The organism is Rhodocytophaga aerolata (genome assembly GCF_030503435.1).
Lineage (GTDB): Bacteria > Bacteroidota > Bacteroidia > Cytophagales > 172606-1 > Rhodocytophaga > Rhodocytophaga aerolata.
On sequence record NZ_JAUKPO010000002.1, the window covers coordinates 1 to 19,434 of the forward strand.

At 44.9% G+C, this 19,434-nt stretch carries 12 protein-coding genes; all 12 read right to left on the reverse strand.

All coding sequences use genetic code 11. From position 1 onward, the window contains the following. Positions 1 to 1,519 (reverse strand): FG-GAP repeat domain-containing protein (locus tag Q0590_RS04455; RefSeq protein ID WP_302036294.1); only part of this gene is annotated, 1,519 nt, incomplete at its 3' end. A 152-nt stretch (positions 1,520 to 1,671) separates the two neighbouring features. Further along, entirely contained in the window at positions 1,672 to 3,276 is a 1,605-nt protein-coding gene (locus Q0590_RS04460; protein ID WP_302036295.1) for a RagB/SusD family nutrient uptake outer membrane protein, read from the reverse strand. Positions 3,277 to 3,313: 37 nt separating this feature from the next. Continuing rightward, on the reverse strand, positions 3,314 to 6,310 hold the full coding sequence (locus tag Q0590_RS04465; RefSeq protein ID WP_302036296.1) for a SusC/RagA family TonB-linked outer membrane protein: 2,997 nt from the start codon (positions 6,308 to 6,310) through the stop codon (positions 3,314 to 3,316). 590 nt (positions 6,311 to 6,900) lie between these two features. Further along, entirely contained in the window at positions 6,901 to 7,842 is a 942-nt protein-coding gene (locus tag Q0590_RS04470) for a sugar ABC transporter substrate-binding protein (RefSeq protein WP_302036773.1), read from the reverse strand. 139 nt (positions 7,843 to 7,981) lie between these two features. Beyond that, positions 7,982 to 8,869 carry an ABC transporter permease gene (locus Q0590_RS04475; RefSeq protein WP_302036774.1) on the reverse strand — a complete coding sequence of 296 codons (888 nt, stop codon included), beginning with the start codon at positions 8,867 to 8,869 and terminating at the stop codon, positions 7,982 to 7,984. A gap of 171 nt (positions 8,870 to 9,040) precedes the next feature. Then, complete coding sequence (locus Q0590_RS04480; RefSeq protein ID WP_302036297.1) at positions 9,041 to 10,546, reverse strand: sugar ABC transporter ATP-binding protein; 1,506 nt, start codon at positions 10,544 to 10,546, stop codon at positions 9,041 to 9,043. 132 nt (positions 10,547 to 10,678) lie between these two features. Further along, positions 10,679 to 11,842, reverse strand: coding sequence for a Gfo/Idh/MocA family protein (locus Q0590_RS04485; protein ID WP_302036298.1), 1,164 nt, complete (start codon positions 11,840 to 11,842; stop codon positions 10,679 to 10,681). 93 nt (positions 11,843 to 11,935) lie between these two features. Continuing rightward, positions 11,936 to 13,000 (reverse strand): sugar phosphate isomerase/epimerase family protein, encoded by a 1,065-nt coding sequence (locus tag Q0590_RS04490; RefSeq protein WP_302036299.1) that lies wholly within the window; start codon positions 12,998 to 13,000, stop codon positions 11,936 to 11,938. Between the two features lie 216 nt (positions 13,001 to 13,216). Beyond that, on the reverse strand, positions 13,217 to 14,440 hold the full coding sequence (locus tag Q0590_RS04495) for a cupin domain-containing protein (RefSeq protein ID WP_302036300.1): 1,224 nt from the start codon (positions 14,438 to 14,440) through the stop codon (positions 13,217 to 13,219). Between the two features lie 7 nt (positions 14,441 to 14,447). Further along, positions 14,448 to 15,533: an aldose 1-epimerase family protein gene (locus Q0590_RS04500; RefSeq protein ID WP_302036301.1), complete on the reverse strand. Its 1,086-nt coding sequence runs from the start codon at positions 15,531 to 15,533 to the stop codon at positions 14,448 to 14,450. Positions 15,534 to 15,626: 93 nt separating this feature from the next. Next, complete coding sequence (locus tag Q0590_RS04505; protein ID WP_302036302.1) at positions 15,627 to 16,403, reverse strand: 3-keto-disaccharide hydrolase; 777 nt, start codon at positions 16,401 to 16,403, stop codon at positions 15,627 to 15,629. A gap of 96 nt (positions 16,404 to 16,499) precedes the next feature. Next, on the reverse strand, positions 16,500 to 19,244 hold the full coding sequence (locus tag Q0590_RS04510) for a c-type cytochrome (protein WP_302036303.1): 2,745 nt from the start codon (positions 19,242 to 19,244) through the stop codon (positions 16,500 to 16,502). Positions 19,245 to 19,434 lie beyond the last annotated feature (190 nt).

A 19,434-nucleotide genomic window follows, 5' to 3' on the forward strand; every position in this document is an offset into this window, starting at 1 on the left:
CTAAATCCCCGTCATTGTCTAAGTCGCCATAGGCTGAGCCATTGGAAAAGGAAGGTTGAGCCAAGCCCCATTCAGCAGCCTTGTTTTCAAAGCTCAGATCACCCTGGTTCTGGAAAGCATAATTGGATACTGCCTCTGAAGGAATTAGATCAATCAGTTTGGTTATAATGTTTTTTTCTTTGTTGAGAATTTGCTGCCGGATATCTGAAGCGGCATTAGCCGTATGTTGTATGTAATCCTGATCGGTGATGTCTTTATAAATGCCATTGGCGACAAAAATATCTTTGAAGCCGTCGTTATCCAGATCAGTAATTAATGCGCCCCAGCTCCAGTCGGTGGCATGTACCCCTGCATACCGGCCTATTTCTGTAAAATATACTTCATTTGTCTTTCCATCTGCACAGGAAACAGGGCCAGAGTTAAGCTGTAGGGCATTGCGGATAAATTGCTTGTAATAGCCACTGGTAATGTTAGATTGATACTTATTCCAGTTTTCAAAAGTTGTTTTTGTTTTCATCCGGGCTTCCGTTTCCGGCAACATGTCGGTTACATAGATTTCCGGATATCCATCGTTGTTAATATCTGCAATATCGGCTCCCATCGAGTTCATACTTAACTCCCGCACATAAGTTTCTATGGCTTCTTTAAACGTGCCGTTTTGCTGATTGAGGTAGAGGTAGTCTCGTTCAAAAAAATCGTTGGAGACAAAAATATCCAGCCAGCCATCCTTGTTGATGTCACTCACCGTTACACCTAACCCAAAGCCAATGCGGCTGCTATAAATACCTGCATCCTTGGTAATATCCACAAAATGATTTTGGTCGTTCCGGTAAAACTTGTTTCCTCCTAAGGTATCGGCAATTGTCCGCTGGTCATAAATTAAGTCGTAATTTCCTACCGAACGGAACGAGTTGTTGAGCAGATAGCAATCCAAATCGCCATCGCGGTCGTAATCAAAAAATGCAGCATGTGTCGATAAGCCTGTATGATCCAGCCCATACTCCCGGGCACGTTCTGTAAAGTTGAGATTGCCATTGTTAATAAAAAGCTCGTTGCTCCGTTGCTTTCCGTTGGGGTCACCGGATTTGCATATATACATATCCAGCCAGCCATCTCCATTTACATCTACCATTGTAACGCCGGTAGACCACACACCATCCGAACCAACGCCTGCCTGCCCGGTAATGTCTTCAAACCGAAAATTTCCTTTATTGAGGTATAATTTATTGGATTGCTGGTTGTAGCAGAAAAACAGATCGGGCAGGTTATCATTATTGATATCGCCAATGGCTACCCCACCTCCATTAAAATAATTCCGGAAGGTATAGGGATTAAATTCTTCGGTATAGGTAATCGTGTTTTCTGTAGAAATACCAGTTTGCCGGGCAGGAAGCAGTGTAAAGAGAGTAGCCCCAGTAGGACTAGGAGCTATAGCATTGGGTGTAGAAGTATTTTTACAGGCGCTGAAGGCTGCAATACTCCACCAAATAATAAACAGGGTATATGTACGGTTACTCAAAAAAAACATGTCTTACCCCTTTCCTCAGCATACATCCGTTGCTGCTTCTTTACAAGATACTCTTTACGAGAGTAGTAATCAACTAAATTAAGGAAGAAATGCAAGTAAAATCACTTGCATTCCTGGTAGTATAGTGTCTGTACGAATAGGGATTAGTAGCCCGGATTTTGTTTCAGCTTCTGATTAGCATTAATCTGGTTTTCCGGTATAGGAAACAAGTTTACGTGCGGACTCGGATCTGCCGGATGGAAACGCCAGGCATTGTTGTACCTGCCAAAACGGAGCAAATCCTGCCTTCTGAAAGCCTCAGCAAACATTTCCCGGCCACGTTCTGCCAGAAAAATGTCTTCTGTTATCGCTGGAAAGGGCTCTACTCCACCATGCTCTGCCCGGATCTGGTTAACTATTGCCAGGGTATAGGCATCGTTCCAGTTGCCACTTTGTCTGGCTACAGCTTCTGCCCGCATCAACAAAATATCGGCATAGCGGAAAATTGCATAGTCGTTGCTAAGGTTGCCATTATTGCCTCTGTAAATTTCCCATTTGCCAATTCTTGCGCCAGATTGCCGCCAGGCATTGGGTTGCAATTCATTGATATAGGGAGTAAAGGTCATTGGCGGACCATTCGGATCAGCCGGATCAGCCCCACCATCCAGCACAGGGGAACCATCCGGAAAAGTTTGCGGACCTACAATAAAATTAGATAAGCGTTCATCCACAGTTCCGGTAGTTGGCGTTCCTGCCGGATCAAGTCCTATGACGCTGCCTTGTGGTCCAGGATTTTGTACAGGATCGATATAGGATTGGTAAAACTCCTGCACCGTAGCAAACCCATTCCATGGCTGGGCAGTCATGTTCAACTGGGCTTGTGAAGCCATGTGTAAGGTTATGTGAGGCATGGTGAAACCGGTGGCCTGAATTTCATCGTAGGGTATAGCCCATATAAACTCTGTGGAGCCTTTGTTGTCGCGCTTAAAATTATCGCGGTAATTGGCCATTAAGGCATATTTACCGGAATTAATAATTTCATCGCAGGCTGCAATAGCTTCTGCCCATTGCGGTGTTCCGGTGTATACTTGCGCATTCAGGTACAGCTTTGCCAGCACCGCTTGGGCAGTGTAATAGTTTACACGGCCATAGGTGGCCTCATCAGCCGGGCCAGTTTTCTGCAATGCCGGAAGGTTGTCCAGCAGTTCTTTCTCTATAAAGTTGTATACTTCTTGCCGGGTGCTATTGGTAGGCGCTTCGGTGGCTGTGGCATCTACACTCAGCGGCACGTTGCCATATAAATCTAACAACCAGTAATAATAAATAGCCCGAAGTGCTTTTAACTCTGCTATGTAGGCTTTAGAAACATCAGTACCCAATGGCTCCAGGGTAGCTAAAACCCGGTTGCAGGTATTAACGCCTCTGTAAAGAAAGTTCCAGGTGTTGGTAGGCACAGGATCTTGTGGCGTGTAGGTATGCAGCTTTAACCGGACCCAGTGGCCGCCATCGCCCCAGTCTGCCCCGCGGGTGGGCACTACTATTTCATCGGAAGTTACTTCATAGGCCGGCCAGATATGACTACTGCTACCAAATGCCCCGTACAAGTTTGAATAAGCTCCTCCAATGGCAGAAAGAAGTTCCTGGTCATTTTTATAGAAGGTTTTTGTAGTAACGGTGTCATAGAGTACATCTTCCTCGTCCAGGTCGGTACAGGCAGCCATCATCAGAAGTCCGATTGTGAATATTTTGGTTAGTGAAATGCGCTTCATCTGTTTATTAAATAGCTTGACTAATACAAAGTATGTGTTAAAAACCAAGATTAACTCCCAGTGTGTAAGAGCGGGTAAACACCCAGGTTTCTCTTCTGTCTACACCCGGAGCCAGTGCATTGCTGTCGGTTGGGCTAGGATTAAGTGAATTCTGACTGAGCTGATTGGTATTATCCGAATACCGTACTTCCGGATCAACCCCTGTATAGTCCGTAATCAGGAACAAGTTCTGGCCAGTTACATAAACCCGCAGCGTTTTGAAAGCTGCGTTTTTTGGAAAGCTGAAGTTATACCCAAGTGTAGCATTATCCATTTTTACAAACGATGCCTTTTCCACAAACAAGCTGCTAAATATTTGTCCGTCTGTAATCGCCGGATTAAAATACCGGCTGTTTACCACGTTATAGCTGCTGGCTACATTGGGGTTTTCGTAGAATGCCCGGTAGGTGTTGATAATATCGTGTCCTAAAGAGCCGCGGATGAAAAAGTTAAGGTCAAAGTTTTTATACTTGAATGTATTTGTCCAGCCAAATTCAAATTTAGGAAGGCCATTCCCAATCTGGGTGCGGTCGTTATCGTCAATTTTTCCATCACTGTTCAAGTCTCTGAACTTGTATTTACCTCCTTCATCCACACCTTCGTAAATGAATCCCCACAACATCCCTATTTTTTCTCCCCGCACGGCCCTGGTAATCTGGGTGGCTTCCTGGCCTGGTGTACCTAAGTTGGTGGCTCCTACATACGGGGCAGCATATCTGGGGTCTAAGCTGGCTAACGTTACACTATAGGTAGAAAAGTTACCGGCAGAATTCCATGTAAATGGCCCATCCCGTAATACATCATAGCCTAATGCCAGCTCAAATCCACTGCTTTTTAACTCACCAATATTCAGCCAGGTGGTAGAAACCAAGTTGGGTGGAACGGGAACCGTACCGTTAAAAATCAGATCGGATGTGTTACGTACATAGTAATCGGCTGTACCAGTCAAGCGGTTATCCAGCAAGGCAAAATCAACGCCGGCATCAAATTCCGCTTTCTTTTCCCATTTCAGGTCAGGGTTAGGATTTTTGTCCGGGCCATAGCTTGGCAGATACCGGTTGTTCCCTGCATAGAAAGAAGAGGTACTAGGAGATAAGGTTGGAAGCGATAAATACGACATGGGTGGCAATGCGCCGGTTACGCCATAACTTGCCCGGAACTTCAGGTTATCCACGCCAGGAATATCTATAATCCGGCTCAAATCAAACCCGGCACTTACGGCTGGGAACATACCCCACTTGTTGTTTTCTCCAAACTGTGTAGAGCCTTCCCTACGTAAACTAGCCGTTAAAAAGGCAATATCATTGTAATTCAGGTTTAATCTTCCAAAGAAAGCTACTAAGCGGGAGCCGTTTTTGTAACTATCGGCAGTAGCCCGTCCTTCTCTAAGATCCTGGGCGGTACCTAAATCTTCGGCAGAAACGTCTGTAAGGAAGTTACCTGCCCGGATGGAAAAACCTTTATTCTGGAAGTCCTGGTAAGAGTAGCCTGCTACCCCTGATATATTTAATGCACTGATATTAGTTGAGTAAGAAAGGGTATTTTCATATAACTGGTTGAAGCTTTCTTCATCCGCTTTATAAGCAAACCCTCCTCTGGCAAAACCACTTACGCCCAACAGGTTTCTGGAGTGGAAAGAATTTCTTGGGAAATACGACCAACGGTAATTGCTTACATGCTGTTGTGCATACCTGACTAAAAACTTCAATCCTCTGACTATTTCATATTCGGCAGATCCGGTAATATTCAGCCTTTTCAAATCCTGATCATTGGTGTTTTGCTCCATTACAGCCACCGGGTTGGCATAGTCCACAAAGTTGCTTTCAAAATAGCCGCTGCCGGTAAGGTCATACAAGGGGTCGGTTGTGCGGACCGGCGCTGTTGGATTAAAAATGGCGGCATACTTAAATGCTTCCGGAAAACCTAACTGGCCGGTTCTTTTGGTCATGTTCAGGTTCAGGTTCACCACCAGTTTATCTTTGAACGCTTTCTGTACCAGATTTAGCCGGCCATTCAACTGTTCAAATCCTGTATTAATGGCTACCCCCTGAAAGTCGCGGTAGTTTAACGAAGCATTATATGTTGTTCCGACTGACCCACCTGACAAAGAAACATTGTGTGTATGCGACAGAGCTGTTCTGGAAATTTCATCGTACCAATTAGTACTTGCTCCATAATCGGTTCCTTTACCCAAAGCACGGTATTCATCTGCCGTCATGTTAGGCGTAAATTTAGCTGGGTCTTCAGCCGTTAAAAAGCCATTATAAGTAAATTGGGGTGGCCCTACTTCACCACTGTTGGTGGTAATAATAATTACACCGGCTGATCCACGGGTACCATAAATAGCCGCAGAAGCTGCATCTTTTAACACATCAATGCTTTTTATATCATTCGGGTCAACAGTGTTCAGGTCGGCACCTATCTGGCCATCTATTACTACCAAAGGCTGTGTGTTGGCGCCTAACGTAGATAAGCCTCTTAGCCGGATGGCAGACCGCGAGTTAGGATCGCCACCTGGGCGGGCAATGGAAAGGCCGGCTACTTTTCCCTGCAACAAGCGGGAAACATCGGCTATATTTCCTTTGTTAAATTGCTCTGCATCTATTTTAGTAACCGCACTGGTAATTTCTCCTTTTTTCTGGGTACCATACCCTACGACCACTACTTCTTCCAGTGCTTTTACATCCGATGCCAACGTAACATCAATCGTAGTGCGGTTGTTGATGGGAACTTCCTGGTTAACAAATCCTATGAAGGAGTAGGCTAATGTTCCACTCCCATTCGGCACGGCTAAGGTATAGTCTCCATTTCCATCTGTAGAGGTACCGGTAGTTGTCCCTTTCAGCAATACGTTTACCCCAGGTATTCCTTGCCCCTGGTCATCAGAAACTTTTCCCTTGACTGTAATGCCTTGCGCATAAACCCCAGTCAGTGGGATGCAGAAAAGAAGTAGCAGTATACTATACTTCCATCTCAAGAGTAAAGAGTTAGGCATAGAAGTTATGTTAGTAGTAATAAGGTGAAAATATTTACAGGCACTGTGTTTTTCTTCGTACAGATTTATACAGACTTAGCTGTTCATGTATAAATCATAGCATCCTATGAGCAGGACTTACCTTATCTTTCAAAAAGCTGGAAAACGACTAGTTAAATCAATTTCTTTACTGCTACCTGGGTAACATATTCAGGGAAGAAATTCAACAACTAGCAACAATAAATTAGTTAAATCAACTAACAAAGGCCGTGTACATACCCTAGTCTCAACTTTATCACACATTGTACACTCATTAAAAATTAGTATAATGTAATACAATATTATTTAAATGCAAAATTTAAAAATATGCTGCTTTTAGCAATCTCTGACTGTATTTTGCTTTTTTTTTGCAACTTCCTACGCATGGAAGGTTAGGAAAGTGTTGATAGCTAGCCTTTTTACAGCAAATCATCTGATTTGAATTAGTGTATGGCAACTGGTACTGGCAATAGTTACAGAAGAAGAATAGCTCGAAACAACTATCCTTTTTTATGCATTACTCTGGTAATAAGCAGAAACTGGTAGAATAGCCTCTCTTATATATTGCTCGACTATTTTATATACTGCGCTACGTTCTGCTTTGTAACCAGCTCAAAGGGTATAAGTACTTGTTTTTCGTAAGGCTCTTTTTTTACAATTTTTACGGCTGTTTCAATGGCGGTAGCACCCTGTTGGTGGGCATTCTGGAAAACGGTAGCATCCAGCCGGCCACTTTTTACGGCTTGCAAGGCATCGGCTATGGCATCAATGCTTACCACAATTACTTTGTTTTTCAAGCCAGCATCTTCCAGGGCTTTTAAGGCACCCATACCCATTTCATCGTTATGGGCAAAGACCGCGTTAATCCCTTTGCCATGCGACTGAATCCAGTTTTCCATGAGTGACATAGATTTGGCCCGGTCCCACTCTCCGGTTTGTTCGGCTATCAGTTTCAGCCCTGGGTATTCTTTCAATACTTCTTTGGCCCCTTTCTCCCGTTGTATCTGGGCGGCTTGCCCCATATAGCCATGAATCATAATGACGTTACCTTTGCCACCCAATTTTTCTGCAATAAAACGCATCGCCATTCGTCCGGCTTCGGTATCGTCAGAACCTACAAACGCTGTGGGTGTAGTACTGGTAGCCGAATTTACATTCACGATTGGGATGTTGGCGGCCAGGGCCTTCTGTACAGCTGGCGAACTAGCTTCCACTTCACAGGGATTCAGCACTATTACATCTACTTTCTGAGCAATAAAACTTTCTACTTGTTCTACCTGTTTTAAGGCCGACCGCTGCGCATCATTCACAATCAACTCTACGCCCAGTTCTTCTGCCTTCTTCTCCATCTCATCATGTACATTTACCACAAACTCATTCTGCATACTCAGCATGGTAGCTCCTACCACAATTTTATTCTCGTCTCCTGCTTGCCCGCCACTTCCGGATGAATCGCAAGAAGTGGGAAGAATAGCTAATACAAGTAGTGTAGCTAGAAGATGAATGGATTTTATAAAATTGGTTTTAGTAGGCATGGAAAATAGCAGGTCTTGGTTATTAAATGTATCGTAGAGTATACGAAAGCTAAACATTGTTTTCGAACTATGCGCACCTATGGATAAAATTATGTTCATTTCAACTACGCACGTATCACTAATCCCCCTTCTTCCGGCTTATGGTATCTATGGAAACGGCTACAATGATAATAGCCCCCATAATTACCTGCTGATAATACGAACTGACATTGAGTAAATCCAGGCTATTGCTGATTACGCCAATTAGTAAAGCGCCCAGTAAGGTTCCGGTAATGCTGCCTACCCCACCAGACGTACTGGTACCCCCAATTACTGCCGCGGCAATAGCCGTTAATTCAAAGCCTGCACCTATATTTGGCTGACCAGTAGTAATGCGGGAGGCCAGAACAATACCTGCCAGGGCAGCTAATGCACCACTTAAGGTGTAGACAAATAGCTTTATATTGTTTACATCAATACCAGAGGCTTTTGCTGCTTGTTCGTTGCCCCCTATAGCATAGATATACCGGCCAATAGTAGTTTTCTTTAACAGCAGTAAGCAAATAATAAAAACCACACCTAGTAAAATAATGGGTAGCGGAATGCCGGCAATACTTCCTCCACCAATAAAGTTAAACGAATCAGACAAGTTAGATACCGGGCGGCCTTTGCTGAGTATGAGAGCCAGGCCCCGGCCAATGGTCATGGTACCTAAGGTGACAATAAAAGAAGGTACTTTTGCTTTGGTAACAATAAAACCATTGAATGCCCCAAATGCTATACCCACCAATAAACCTATGGCTAATGGCACAAGTAAGGGATAGGTATCCGGGTGGGCAAAAGATGCGGCTACTACGCCAGTAACAGCCACAATAGAACCCAACGATAAATCAATCCCTCCGGTAATAATTACAAATGTAACCCCAAATGCCAGCAGTGCATTTATAGACACTTGCTTAACAATTACAGAGATATTGGTAAGCGTTAGGAAATTGGGTGTAATTACAGAAAGAACAATACACAACATGACAAAGGCAATCAGAATACCATACTTACCTAACTTTTCCCGGTTAAACGCCTGAACAGAATTGTCAGATTTATGCTGAACGACCAATTTCTCTTGTTCCATTGAATTTTTATTAGGTACTGGTTCCGGCTTTTCAAATACCGTTTTCATCACAAATAATTTAGTACCGTGTTATTGCTCCATTGCATACTTCATAATTTTTTCCTGGGTGGCTTCCGCTTTAGGTATAATTGCCCGTTGCCTGCCTTTTGCCATTACCAGAATGCGGTCGCTGAGGCCGAGCACTTCCGGAAGTTCAGAAGAGATGAGGATTATGGCTATGCCTTTGGCCGTTAACTGATGAATCAGTTTATAAATTTCAGCTTTGGCTCCTACATCTATTCCGCGGGTGGGCTCATCCAGAATGATAATATCCGGTGACGAAAGCAATACTTTGCCAATGACGACTTTTTGCTGATTGCCTCCACTCAGGTATTTAACTGGTTGATCTAGGCCGGCGGTTTTAATGCGGAGTTCGTCAATCATTTTGCTGACTACCGCACTTTCTGATGTTTCATTCACAAACCATCCTTTGCTATATTTTTCCAGACTGGCTAGGGTAATATTCTGTTTAACAGACATGCCTGGTACTAATCCTACGCCTTTTCTGTCTTCGCTTACATAGCCTATACCCTGGGCAAATGCTTCTTTGGTAGAGTCTATTCTCACTTTTTTACCTTTCACATACATCTCTCCCCTATCTACCGGATCTAGTCCGCAAATGGCCCGGGCTACTTCGGTTCGTCCGGCACCCATTAACCCGGCTATACCCAGTACTTCCCCTTTGTGCACATCAAAAGTAATATGGCTGAACGTATGTTTCCGGTGAAGCTCTTTTACAGATAACATAATCTCTCCTTTCGTATGAGCTGCTTGCGGAAAAACAGTCGTTAGTTGCCGGCCCACCATCATAGAAATCAGGGTTTGGCTGTTAAGCTGGGATGCCGGTTTTGTATCTATGTATTTTCCATCTCTCAGCACCGTAATAGTATCGGCAATAGTAAAAATTTCGTCCATTTTGTGGGAGATGTAGATAATGGCTACTCCCTTTTTCTTTAGATCCGTAATAATAGAAAAAAGCGTTTCCACTTCCTTGTCGGATATAGCGGAAGTTGGCTCATCCATAATAATAATTTTTGCTTCATTGGAGATGGCCTTGGCAATTTCTACCATCTGCATTTCGGCTACCCGCAAGCGTTTGAGTTTTTTCTGAGGATCAATGTCTAAACCAATTTTCTGAAGTAAGGCGGTTGCTTGTTGATGAATACGTTTATCATTTACCCACCAGGGAAACCAGGTGATGGTTTCCTTCCCCAAAAACAGATTCTGGGCCACCGTCATTTGGGGTACCAGCAGCAGCTCCTGGTGAATCATAGCAATGCCTTTTTTTAAAGCTGCCTGTGTATGACTATGCTTGCTAAGTATAGGTTGCCCTTCAAAAATAATTTCTCCGGAATCTGCTGTATGCATCCCAATTAATATTTTCATAAAGGTAGATTTTCCGGCTCCATTCTCTCCCATTAAAGCATGCACTTCTCCCCTTTTTACTTTCAACTGCACTTGATCCAGAGCTTTTACCCCGGCAAAGCTTTTTGATAAATTTTGTACCTGAAGAATGTATTCCTGCGCTGAATCCATGTGGTAGGGTATGGTAAAGAAAATCTGACCTGCAAGGGCCTGGTTGTAAAAACGTGTAGGAACGTACCTTGGCACGTTCCTACCGCACTAGCAGAAGATGTATTTCAGTAAACTAACATGTTAAACTTCTTGCTACTTCTCTTTCCAATCCACCCCGGTATCTTTCCAGCTTCTGGAACGGGCCGATTCCAGCACCGCTTCACATACTTTTTGTGTTTCCAGAGAATCCTGGAATGTAGGATGGCAAGGTTCACCAGATTCCAGGCTTTTCAGAAAATCGGCCACCTGATGGATAAAGCTATGTTCATAGCCAATGCCTAAACCCGGCACCCACCACTTATTCATATAGGGCTGGTCGCCATCTGTTACGTGGATAGACCGCCAGCCACGCACAATGGACTCATCCCGGTGATCGAAATATTCCAGACGGTTTAGATCATGTAAGTCCCAGCGGATAGAAGCATTCGCTCCATTAATTTCAAAGGTATACAAGGCTTTATGTCCACGGGCATAGCGGGTAGACTCAAATAAGCCTAGCGATCCATTATCGAAATGGCAATGGAAAATACACGCATCATCAATACCTACCGGCTCCACTTTACCTGTCAACTGATGCATCCGTTGTTTTACGAAAGTTTCCGTTACAGCCGATACATCTTTGATACCTCCATTCAGCCACATAGCTGTATCGATGCAGTGAGCCAATAAATCGCCGGTTACACCAGAACCAGCGGCTTCTACATCCATCCGCCAGGTACCTGTTCCTCCCTGTGGTACATCGGCACTGATGGTCCAGTCTTGCAGGAAGTTAGCCCGGTAATGGAATATTCTGCCCAGTTTACCAGAATCAATAATTTGTTTAGCCAAACTAACTGCCGGAAGGCGGCGGTAATTATACCAAACTGTGTTATTAACGCCAGCTTTCTTGATGGCATCTACCATGCGTTGGCCTTCCGCTAAATTCCGGGAAAGAGGTTTTTCACAGAGAATCATTTTACCAGCTTCGGCAGCAGCTATGGCAATTTCTGCATGGGTATCGTTGGGTGTGCAAATATCAATGGCATCTATATCTTTGCGTGCAATCACCGCTTTCCAGTCCGTTTCGGCTGACTCGTATCCCCATTGTTCGGCAAACGCTTGTACCTTATCTTTACTGCGGGCGCATACGGCTTTTAAGACCGGACGATACGCCAGGTCAGGAAAAAAATCGCCCATCCGTTTGTAGCCATTGGAATGTGTCCGGCCCATGAATCCTGTGCCGATCAACCCAATCCGTAATTCTTTCTTATTACTCATTTGTTTTGAAGTGATTTTGTCAGTAGATAAAAAGTAAAGGAACCTTATAAATGTTATTCGTCAGCAGCACTATACTAACTAACAGACTAGTGACTATGAACTAACAGTGGCTAATTTTTCTTTCTCTGCTTCATTCCAGCCGTGTGCCTGACGTACTTTTAATAGGGTAGCCAGAATATCATTCCAGGTTTGCTGCCGCATCAATACCTCATTGGGGAACATACAGCCATCCCAGCAAATGTGCTTAAAGGCCTTAGTCAGGTTGCCATTTTCATCCCGCAGCCAGTAGCCTGCATCCTGTACTACATCCAGTTTTCCATTGGGATCAGTAGCCTGGCAGTGGCGGCCAGTTTTATCGTGTGAACCGGAACCAAATACGGTACCATCGTTCTGCGCTACGTGGAAATCAATGGTATAGGGCCGGAGTGCTTTGGTAATGGTTTTCAGGCCGTCAGTTAATGTTTTACGGTCGCTCCAGTCAAAGTTTTCTGGCAGGATACGGTCTTCCGGATGGTTGTAGCCCATCAGATACAATAACGTATGTGCCATATCTGCCTGGAAACCCATATTTGGCCTGTTTACCTGTTCTAAGGTGTTTAACATGGTTCGCCAGCTGTGCATCCCCCCCCAGCAAATTTCGCCTTCAGCAGCTAGTTTTTCACCATAATCAGCCGCTACATCACACGCCAGCTGGAAGGTTTGTACAATCAGTTTCTGATTGTTTACCGGATCTTTTTCCCATTCATGCGGAGAGCTTGCCGAATCGATACGCACTACACCATACGGGCGTATGCCCATATCACGCAGCACCTTTCCGAAGTGGCAAGCTTTGCGGACCATTTCCACAAATGTTGCGCGGTCTGCTGCACTTCCCAAAACCGGGCCGCCCCAGATGGGAGCCACCAGACTTCCTACCTTCAGATTCAGGTTGCCTATTTTTTCTCCCAGCCGTTTAATATCATCATCCGACATGTTAACATCAATATGCGGGTCCATCAGGCCAAGGTCTACACCATCGAATTTTACGCCATTTACTTCTGCCTTAGCTGTCATTTGCAGCATGGTGTCGAATGGAATGGCTGGTTCTGAATTAGCGCCTTTTCCTACCAGGCCAGGCCACATGGCGTTGTGAAGTTTAGGAAAATTGTTCTCGTTCATAAGTTTGGTTGATTTATTGGGGTTGAAATATTAGTAACTAAACATCTTTAAGAAATCAGTAAAATTTTAATAACTGACCTTACTTCAGCTTTTTGTCACTTTCTTGTCTTGATACAAGAAAGTAACCAAAGAAAATCAAGAAAAAATAATGCTTCCACGCTATAGGCTCCCCACACCCCGCTATTTTTTCATCCTAACACGCATGGAATATTGTTTTTATAATTTCAAGTCTGGGTTGTTGGGGCCGAAGTGTTTGAGCATGACGATAGGGTCGTTCTTAGATAGGTTGGTAATCTGGACTCCCTCTTTGGCTGCACTTTCTGTAACGAAAAATTCGTCATTGGTGAGTTGTCCGTACCGGATTAAGGCAGGCGTTTCTATATCCCACACACCCATTTTGCCGTGGCCTTGCATCATAATCAGGCCATAAGCAGCGTTATCTTTGATAGTTACGGTAGCCCCTGGCATAACGGTGAGTTCCTTGGCACTGTAGGCTTCTGACTTGTAACAAATCCAGTTTTCGACGTACCCTGCTGCTTTCATTTCATCCACCGAACGTACTGGTTTTGGACGCATAAAATGGTTTTCCATAAAGTTCGGGTCCACATTGGCTTCCCAGTCGATTACCTCTACTAGCTGGTCATAGTCGCCTATGCGTTCTTTTGGAGTACCATTCCACAACAACTCTTCCGGGATAACGGCATCGTTCACCAGAGACTGGTACATGGCAAATATATCAGATGCTTTCTGCGGCTCATAGGTACACAAACTGCCTGGGGCATGCAATATGCCTGGGGGCACATCCCAGCCGGTACCTGGTTCTAAGCGGTAGGCAGAAGAGAAGTTAGTGATTTTATTATCTCCTTTAGTAAAGTTGGCCAGGCACTCGCGGATTTGTTCTTTTGTGGTTCCCGGAGCTATGCCAAAAAAGGTATAAGGAAAATCGCCGCCATGGTTGTTTAATTGTGGAGGAAAATAATAGGCTTCCGGTTTACCCAATTGGCCCACCAGTTTTGCATGTTCATCGTTGTGGTGAATATGATGCGGAAGCGGCCCTTTGTTGTCGAAGAATTTGGAGTACATAGGCCATGATTTATACTGGTTCCATAAGCGGTCTCCAATGATGGCACTTTTCAACTCATCTATGGCATCTTTCAATAAGATTTGCACTTCTTTGTTTCCATCATTGAAAACAATGGCGCTTAAGCCTTCATTCTTGCCGGTTAAAGGACCATTTTTAGCTGGAGTAGTGGAAGAAAGCCAACGCTCATCGATACCGCCGCGTTGTCCACCCAGAACATAATAATCGTCCGGATGCAGTTTAATCCGTCTTCCTGGTACGCAGAAAGAACGGGGTACCCAGGTAGGCGCTAATCTCAAAATGCCTTTGCCCTGGTCTAATGCTTTTCCCGCTAAACTCGTTTTTTCAATAGTTTCCATAAAAAATTTATGTGTTAGGTATTCTAGATTGTTTTACAAATTCGTTGATTTTCTCTTCGGTATGTAACAGGTGTATTTCCAGATCGTATATCCTGCTTTCGCCGGGCTCCAGGTATATAAGGGCATTTTGCTCCCTGGCTTTGGCTTGTCCGATGGGGGGATTCGTACCTGGCTCCAGGCCTGTTACATATTCGCCTTTGCCCCAGTGCTGCCAGTTAGTGAGCCAGGGCAATTGTTTTTTATCAAACTGCATAGCCACCGCTATACCCAGCCGGCGGTTGTGTAAGCCGCAGGTCCACTTTCCGGCTTCATCCGTGTTAGGGATAATAAAGGCGGCCTCTTCTCCGCCTCCGCTATGTTCTTCTAAGGGTGCAGGGCAAGTACGGAAATTGTTTCCTTCGGTAAATAGTTTGTTGGGTTTGCCATCGTAGCGGGCTTGCCATTTTCCCTGCCAGATAATATCCGTACCTTCATCTACCAGAGGCCATCCGAAGTTAAAATGATAGAGCAGCATATGCGGAGCAGTAGTATTGCCCCTATTTACTACTTCATCGGTGATCCGGATAGTTGCCTGGCCTACTGTACTGGAGATGGTTCTTTTTAGCTCTAACCGGTCACCTAAAGGCTGTGATTGCTTAATCCTTCCGGTTATATGCATATCCAGCTTACCGGCTATTGGATCGGGTTGAATAATAGATTCTATTTCTGCCGGGATGTTACTCACCAGGCCATGCAAGCCCCGTTCACCATAGGCATCAGATTCTGGGCCTCCCACATGGCTCAGCCCGCAGGTAGTAAGCAGCCCCCCAGCAAAGGTCCTGAGCCAGTCTATGCCTTTATTGGAGAAAGGTTGTGGAGAAGTAATGCCTGCATGGCTTAACCAGGCCAGACTATGTTGATTATAAAACGCATCCACAATGTCCATAGCCCGGTCTAACACCACTTTATACCGTAATCCTGTGCCGGTATTAATCCAGGCGATACGGGTACCACGGGCGGTGCCATTATCCAGGACGGCGGTTTCTATGCCGCCCAGTTGTGCAGGATTTGATAGTTTATGTTTCCAGTCTGGCGGTGTTGAATTGGTTTCCATAGTGACTATTTCTCTGTTGACAGATGCGAAAAGAATTCTTTCAACATCAGGCTAACAAAAAGTGCCAGAGCTACCTCTGGCTCTCTACTTGATTTATAGTTGCTTCAGGCGGATATTCCGGTATTCTACTTTCATAGGCGGACCCACGTGTACTTGTACACCCAGGTAGCCTTCCATTTTGCGGTTGGCCGAGTCGTTATCTGTTACATCGCTCATCAATTTGCCATTGACATAGTGCTGCAGGCGGTTGCCTTTTACTACCAGATGTATCTCATTCCAGTCGTTGGTTTTTATATGCTTCTGTAATTCTTCGCGGTCGCCTAACGATCCGGTTTCGTTGAGGCCAGTCCAGGCGTTATTTTTCACATTATCGCGCAGGTTGGCACTTGGATTCTCCAGGGGATTGATGGTAGTAATCTGTCCACGGTAAGCCAGGGTAGTTCTTCCGCGTTCTTCGTAGTTCTGTCCGGTATAGCGGTTTTTTCCGTCAATATCCGCCTGGTAGCCTTTCAGGGCAAAGGGTGGATCGGATAGCTTTTCGCTGCGGTAGTTGATGCCGCTGTTACCGGTTTCGGTGATTTTACATTCCAGCTTTAACTCAAAATCGGCTGGTTGTGCTCCCTGATAAATAACAAAGGTATTGGCTTTTAACAGTTTATCCTGGGTAATTTCGCCTACCAGATTCCCGTTTTCCACCCGCCAGTAATTCGGGTCGCCTTCCCAGCCTTTCAGGGTTTTGCCATCAAATATCTGCACGAAGCCATCTTTCGATTTCTTGCCTTTAGACTGGCTACTTGCCGGGAGTGTACAGCTGGTAAAGAGGGCTATAAGCAGCAGAAAGGGTATATAGTTTTTTAATGTATTTGTCATGAGGTCGTTCAGGGTTAGGGGTTGAAATTTGAAAGCTCCATCAGGAAACCTAACAGGTTTCTACAACCTGTTAGGTTCAGCTACATACTTCCTTATTTACTTCGTACTGGCCGCTGCCTGTCCGTTTCCTTTGTACACCTGATGCTCTTTATTGGCGCCAGACATCAGATACGCCATCAGGTCTTTGAGTTCTTCTCCATTCAGGCGGTTAATCAATCCTGGCATCATCAGCGAAATACGGGACAATTTAGTATTTACCACCTGGTTCTTAGGGATTTCACGAATTACATCCGGAGCAAACGGATTTTGAGAGATGTAGTATTTCTCCTGGTCTTCATTCGTTAATCGGCCTAACACCGAGCTGCCATCTTTCATGGTAAACACGGTAGAGGCATATTGGTCTGATACTTCTTTATTCGGGTCGATTATATGCTCCAGCATGTTTTTAGTGGAGAACCTGGTACCCAGCTGTGTTAAATCCGGACCCATATTGCCTCCTTCTCCACGCATGGTATGGCAGGTGATACAACGGGTAGCCGCAAACATAGCCTTGCCTTGTTCGAAATTCCGGTTTGCCAAGCCACTGTCTACTACAGCTGTAGCCTCTTCTACGGTCCATCGTTTGCCCGGGCCTTTTGGCATCGGTGCACCCATTGCCAGGTCGTTTCCGGAACTGCTCAGCATGGAGCCGCCAGAAAGCGTATCGTAACGGGCCACTTGTGCTTTGGGTACATTGCTCAATGCCATCATACGGGCTTTGTTAATAAACCCTACATAACTCACTCCCCCTTTGTAACCAAAAGCATTTTTAAACCAGGCAAAATACTTATCCTGTAGTTCGGGCGTCCAGCCGGTTTTGGCTTGGCTCAGTACAGTAGCTAAATAGGTTTGCTGGGCTGGCGGCACTTTAGACAACATTCCGGCAATATCCATCCCATATTGCGGATTGCGCAAGATCAAATCCTGAGAGTTACTGGCTAGCTTTTCTCCCTGATCGTCTTTCGCATTTTCCATCAGAGCTACTGTTTTCTCTACGGCACCCGGGGCTTCTATATGCACCAGCACTTTAGCAAGCGACCGGTTCAGGGCATTGGTTTTAGCCGGATAATGCGGGTTTAAGTAGGCTACTACTTTGTCTTTAGCGGCACCATCTGGTTTCCCCATGCGGGCAAACACCAGTTCAAAGGCCCGTAACAGATCTATCTGCTGGGATTCTGACAATTTACCATAATCAATCGTGGTGAGTGAAGTAAGCAGCTGGTTTTTTACATCCTTTTTCCCCTGACGTGCTAGTGCAATGGAGGCTCCAATTAAGGTTTGCGGGTCTTTTTCATTCAGGGCACGCTGCTGCCACTCACTTACCGGCTGATGTTCTATGGCAATACGGGCGGCATAGCGGATATGGCGGTCGTCGTGCTTCAGGTTTGGCCAAGCGGCATCTACGGCTCCTTTTTGCGGTTTGCCATGGTATTGTTCCAGGCTTCTTCTGAGCTTAGTTTCCTTATTTATATCGGCAGTAGCGGCTTTGTTAGCTACCAGTTCTACTTTTTTCTGATCTTTTGCATTGCCATACGATACCCGGTACAGATCTGAATCTAAGCGGCGGCCACCGGTCAGAAAGTACATAGTGCCATCGGGGCCAAAAGTACCATCAGTTAACGGAAGCGGAGAACCAGAGATAAATTCTTCAGCTTTAGCCGTATATGAAGCTCCTTTGGGGTCAATCTGAATGGCGTAAATAATACCAAAGCTCCAGTCAAAGGCATACAACGATTTTTTGTATTTGTCGGGGAAGTTAGAAGTTTTGCCATGCTCTAAGCTGGTAGGCGAACCTTGTCCGATATCGATAATAGCTGGCAAGTTATCCGGATAGGCAGGCGACCATTTACTGTTTCCGGTACGCCAGCCAAACTCACTACCACTAGTTACGTGGTTGATACGTGTTGGACGGTACCAGGGCATTCCAAAATCCCACTCCATGTCAGCATCATACGCAAACAATTCGCCTCGTTCATCAAAGGCAATATCGAACGCATTCCGGAAGCCGGCACTGATCAGTTCCCAATTGTTTGTATTCGGATCTACTTTGGCAATCCAGCCTCCTGGGGCATAGCGGTCGTTGGCGTGTCCTCTGGGGTCTTTAATTAAGGGGAATATATTATCTTCCTGCCAGTTAGTAGGAAGGCGGTAGGCATCCATCTTTGGTACATCGGTATGGTTACCGGCTATCACGTACAAAGATTTACCATCCGGAGAAAGTTTAATGCTGTGCGGTCCGTGTTCGCCTTCTCCTTTCAATTGCTTTAGTAAGGTAACTTTATCGAACTGGTCGTTTCCATCCGTATCTTCCAGGCGGTAAAGGCCACTGAGTTTATCAAATTCTTTATTTTCGCGTTCGGCTGACCCACGGCTGTTTACCATTACAAACAAACTATTAAAGGCATAGAGCAAGCCTTGTGCATAGCCCATTCCTACTTTACTGGTAGTATCGCCGGGTTGTACCTGGCCAATAGCCAGCCGTTCTACTTTTGGTTTAGATGAATCCCCAACGGGCGGCAATTGCAGCCGGTATAACGCGCCATACTGGTCTGAAGTAATCATCCGGCCTTTGTCGTCAAAAGTCATGGCTACCCAGGAGCCTTGTTCATTTTCAGAAGGGCTATAGAGGTGCTCTATCCGGAATCCTTCCATGGACTTAATCTTATCAATTTTTGGATTGCCGGTAGTATTGCTCTGTACAGTAGACTCCTTCGTATTTTTTTCGCTGTCGCAGGATGTGCCGGCAAGGCCTAGTATTGCAACCGCTACTACTACTTTAAAACTTAAATAATTTCTAAACATATAAGAGAAGGTAAGTGTACGCTAGCTATTAATTAAAACTCAAAAATTTGCAAATCATAAGCTGGCAGCCCTATTGTTCATAGACTTCGCCAGCTTATGATCTGACAAATTACTTAAACCTGCGGAATAATACTATTTTTATAAATAGTAAAATTAAACAATGATCTTCAAAACTCATTTAGCTGACCGT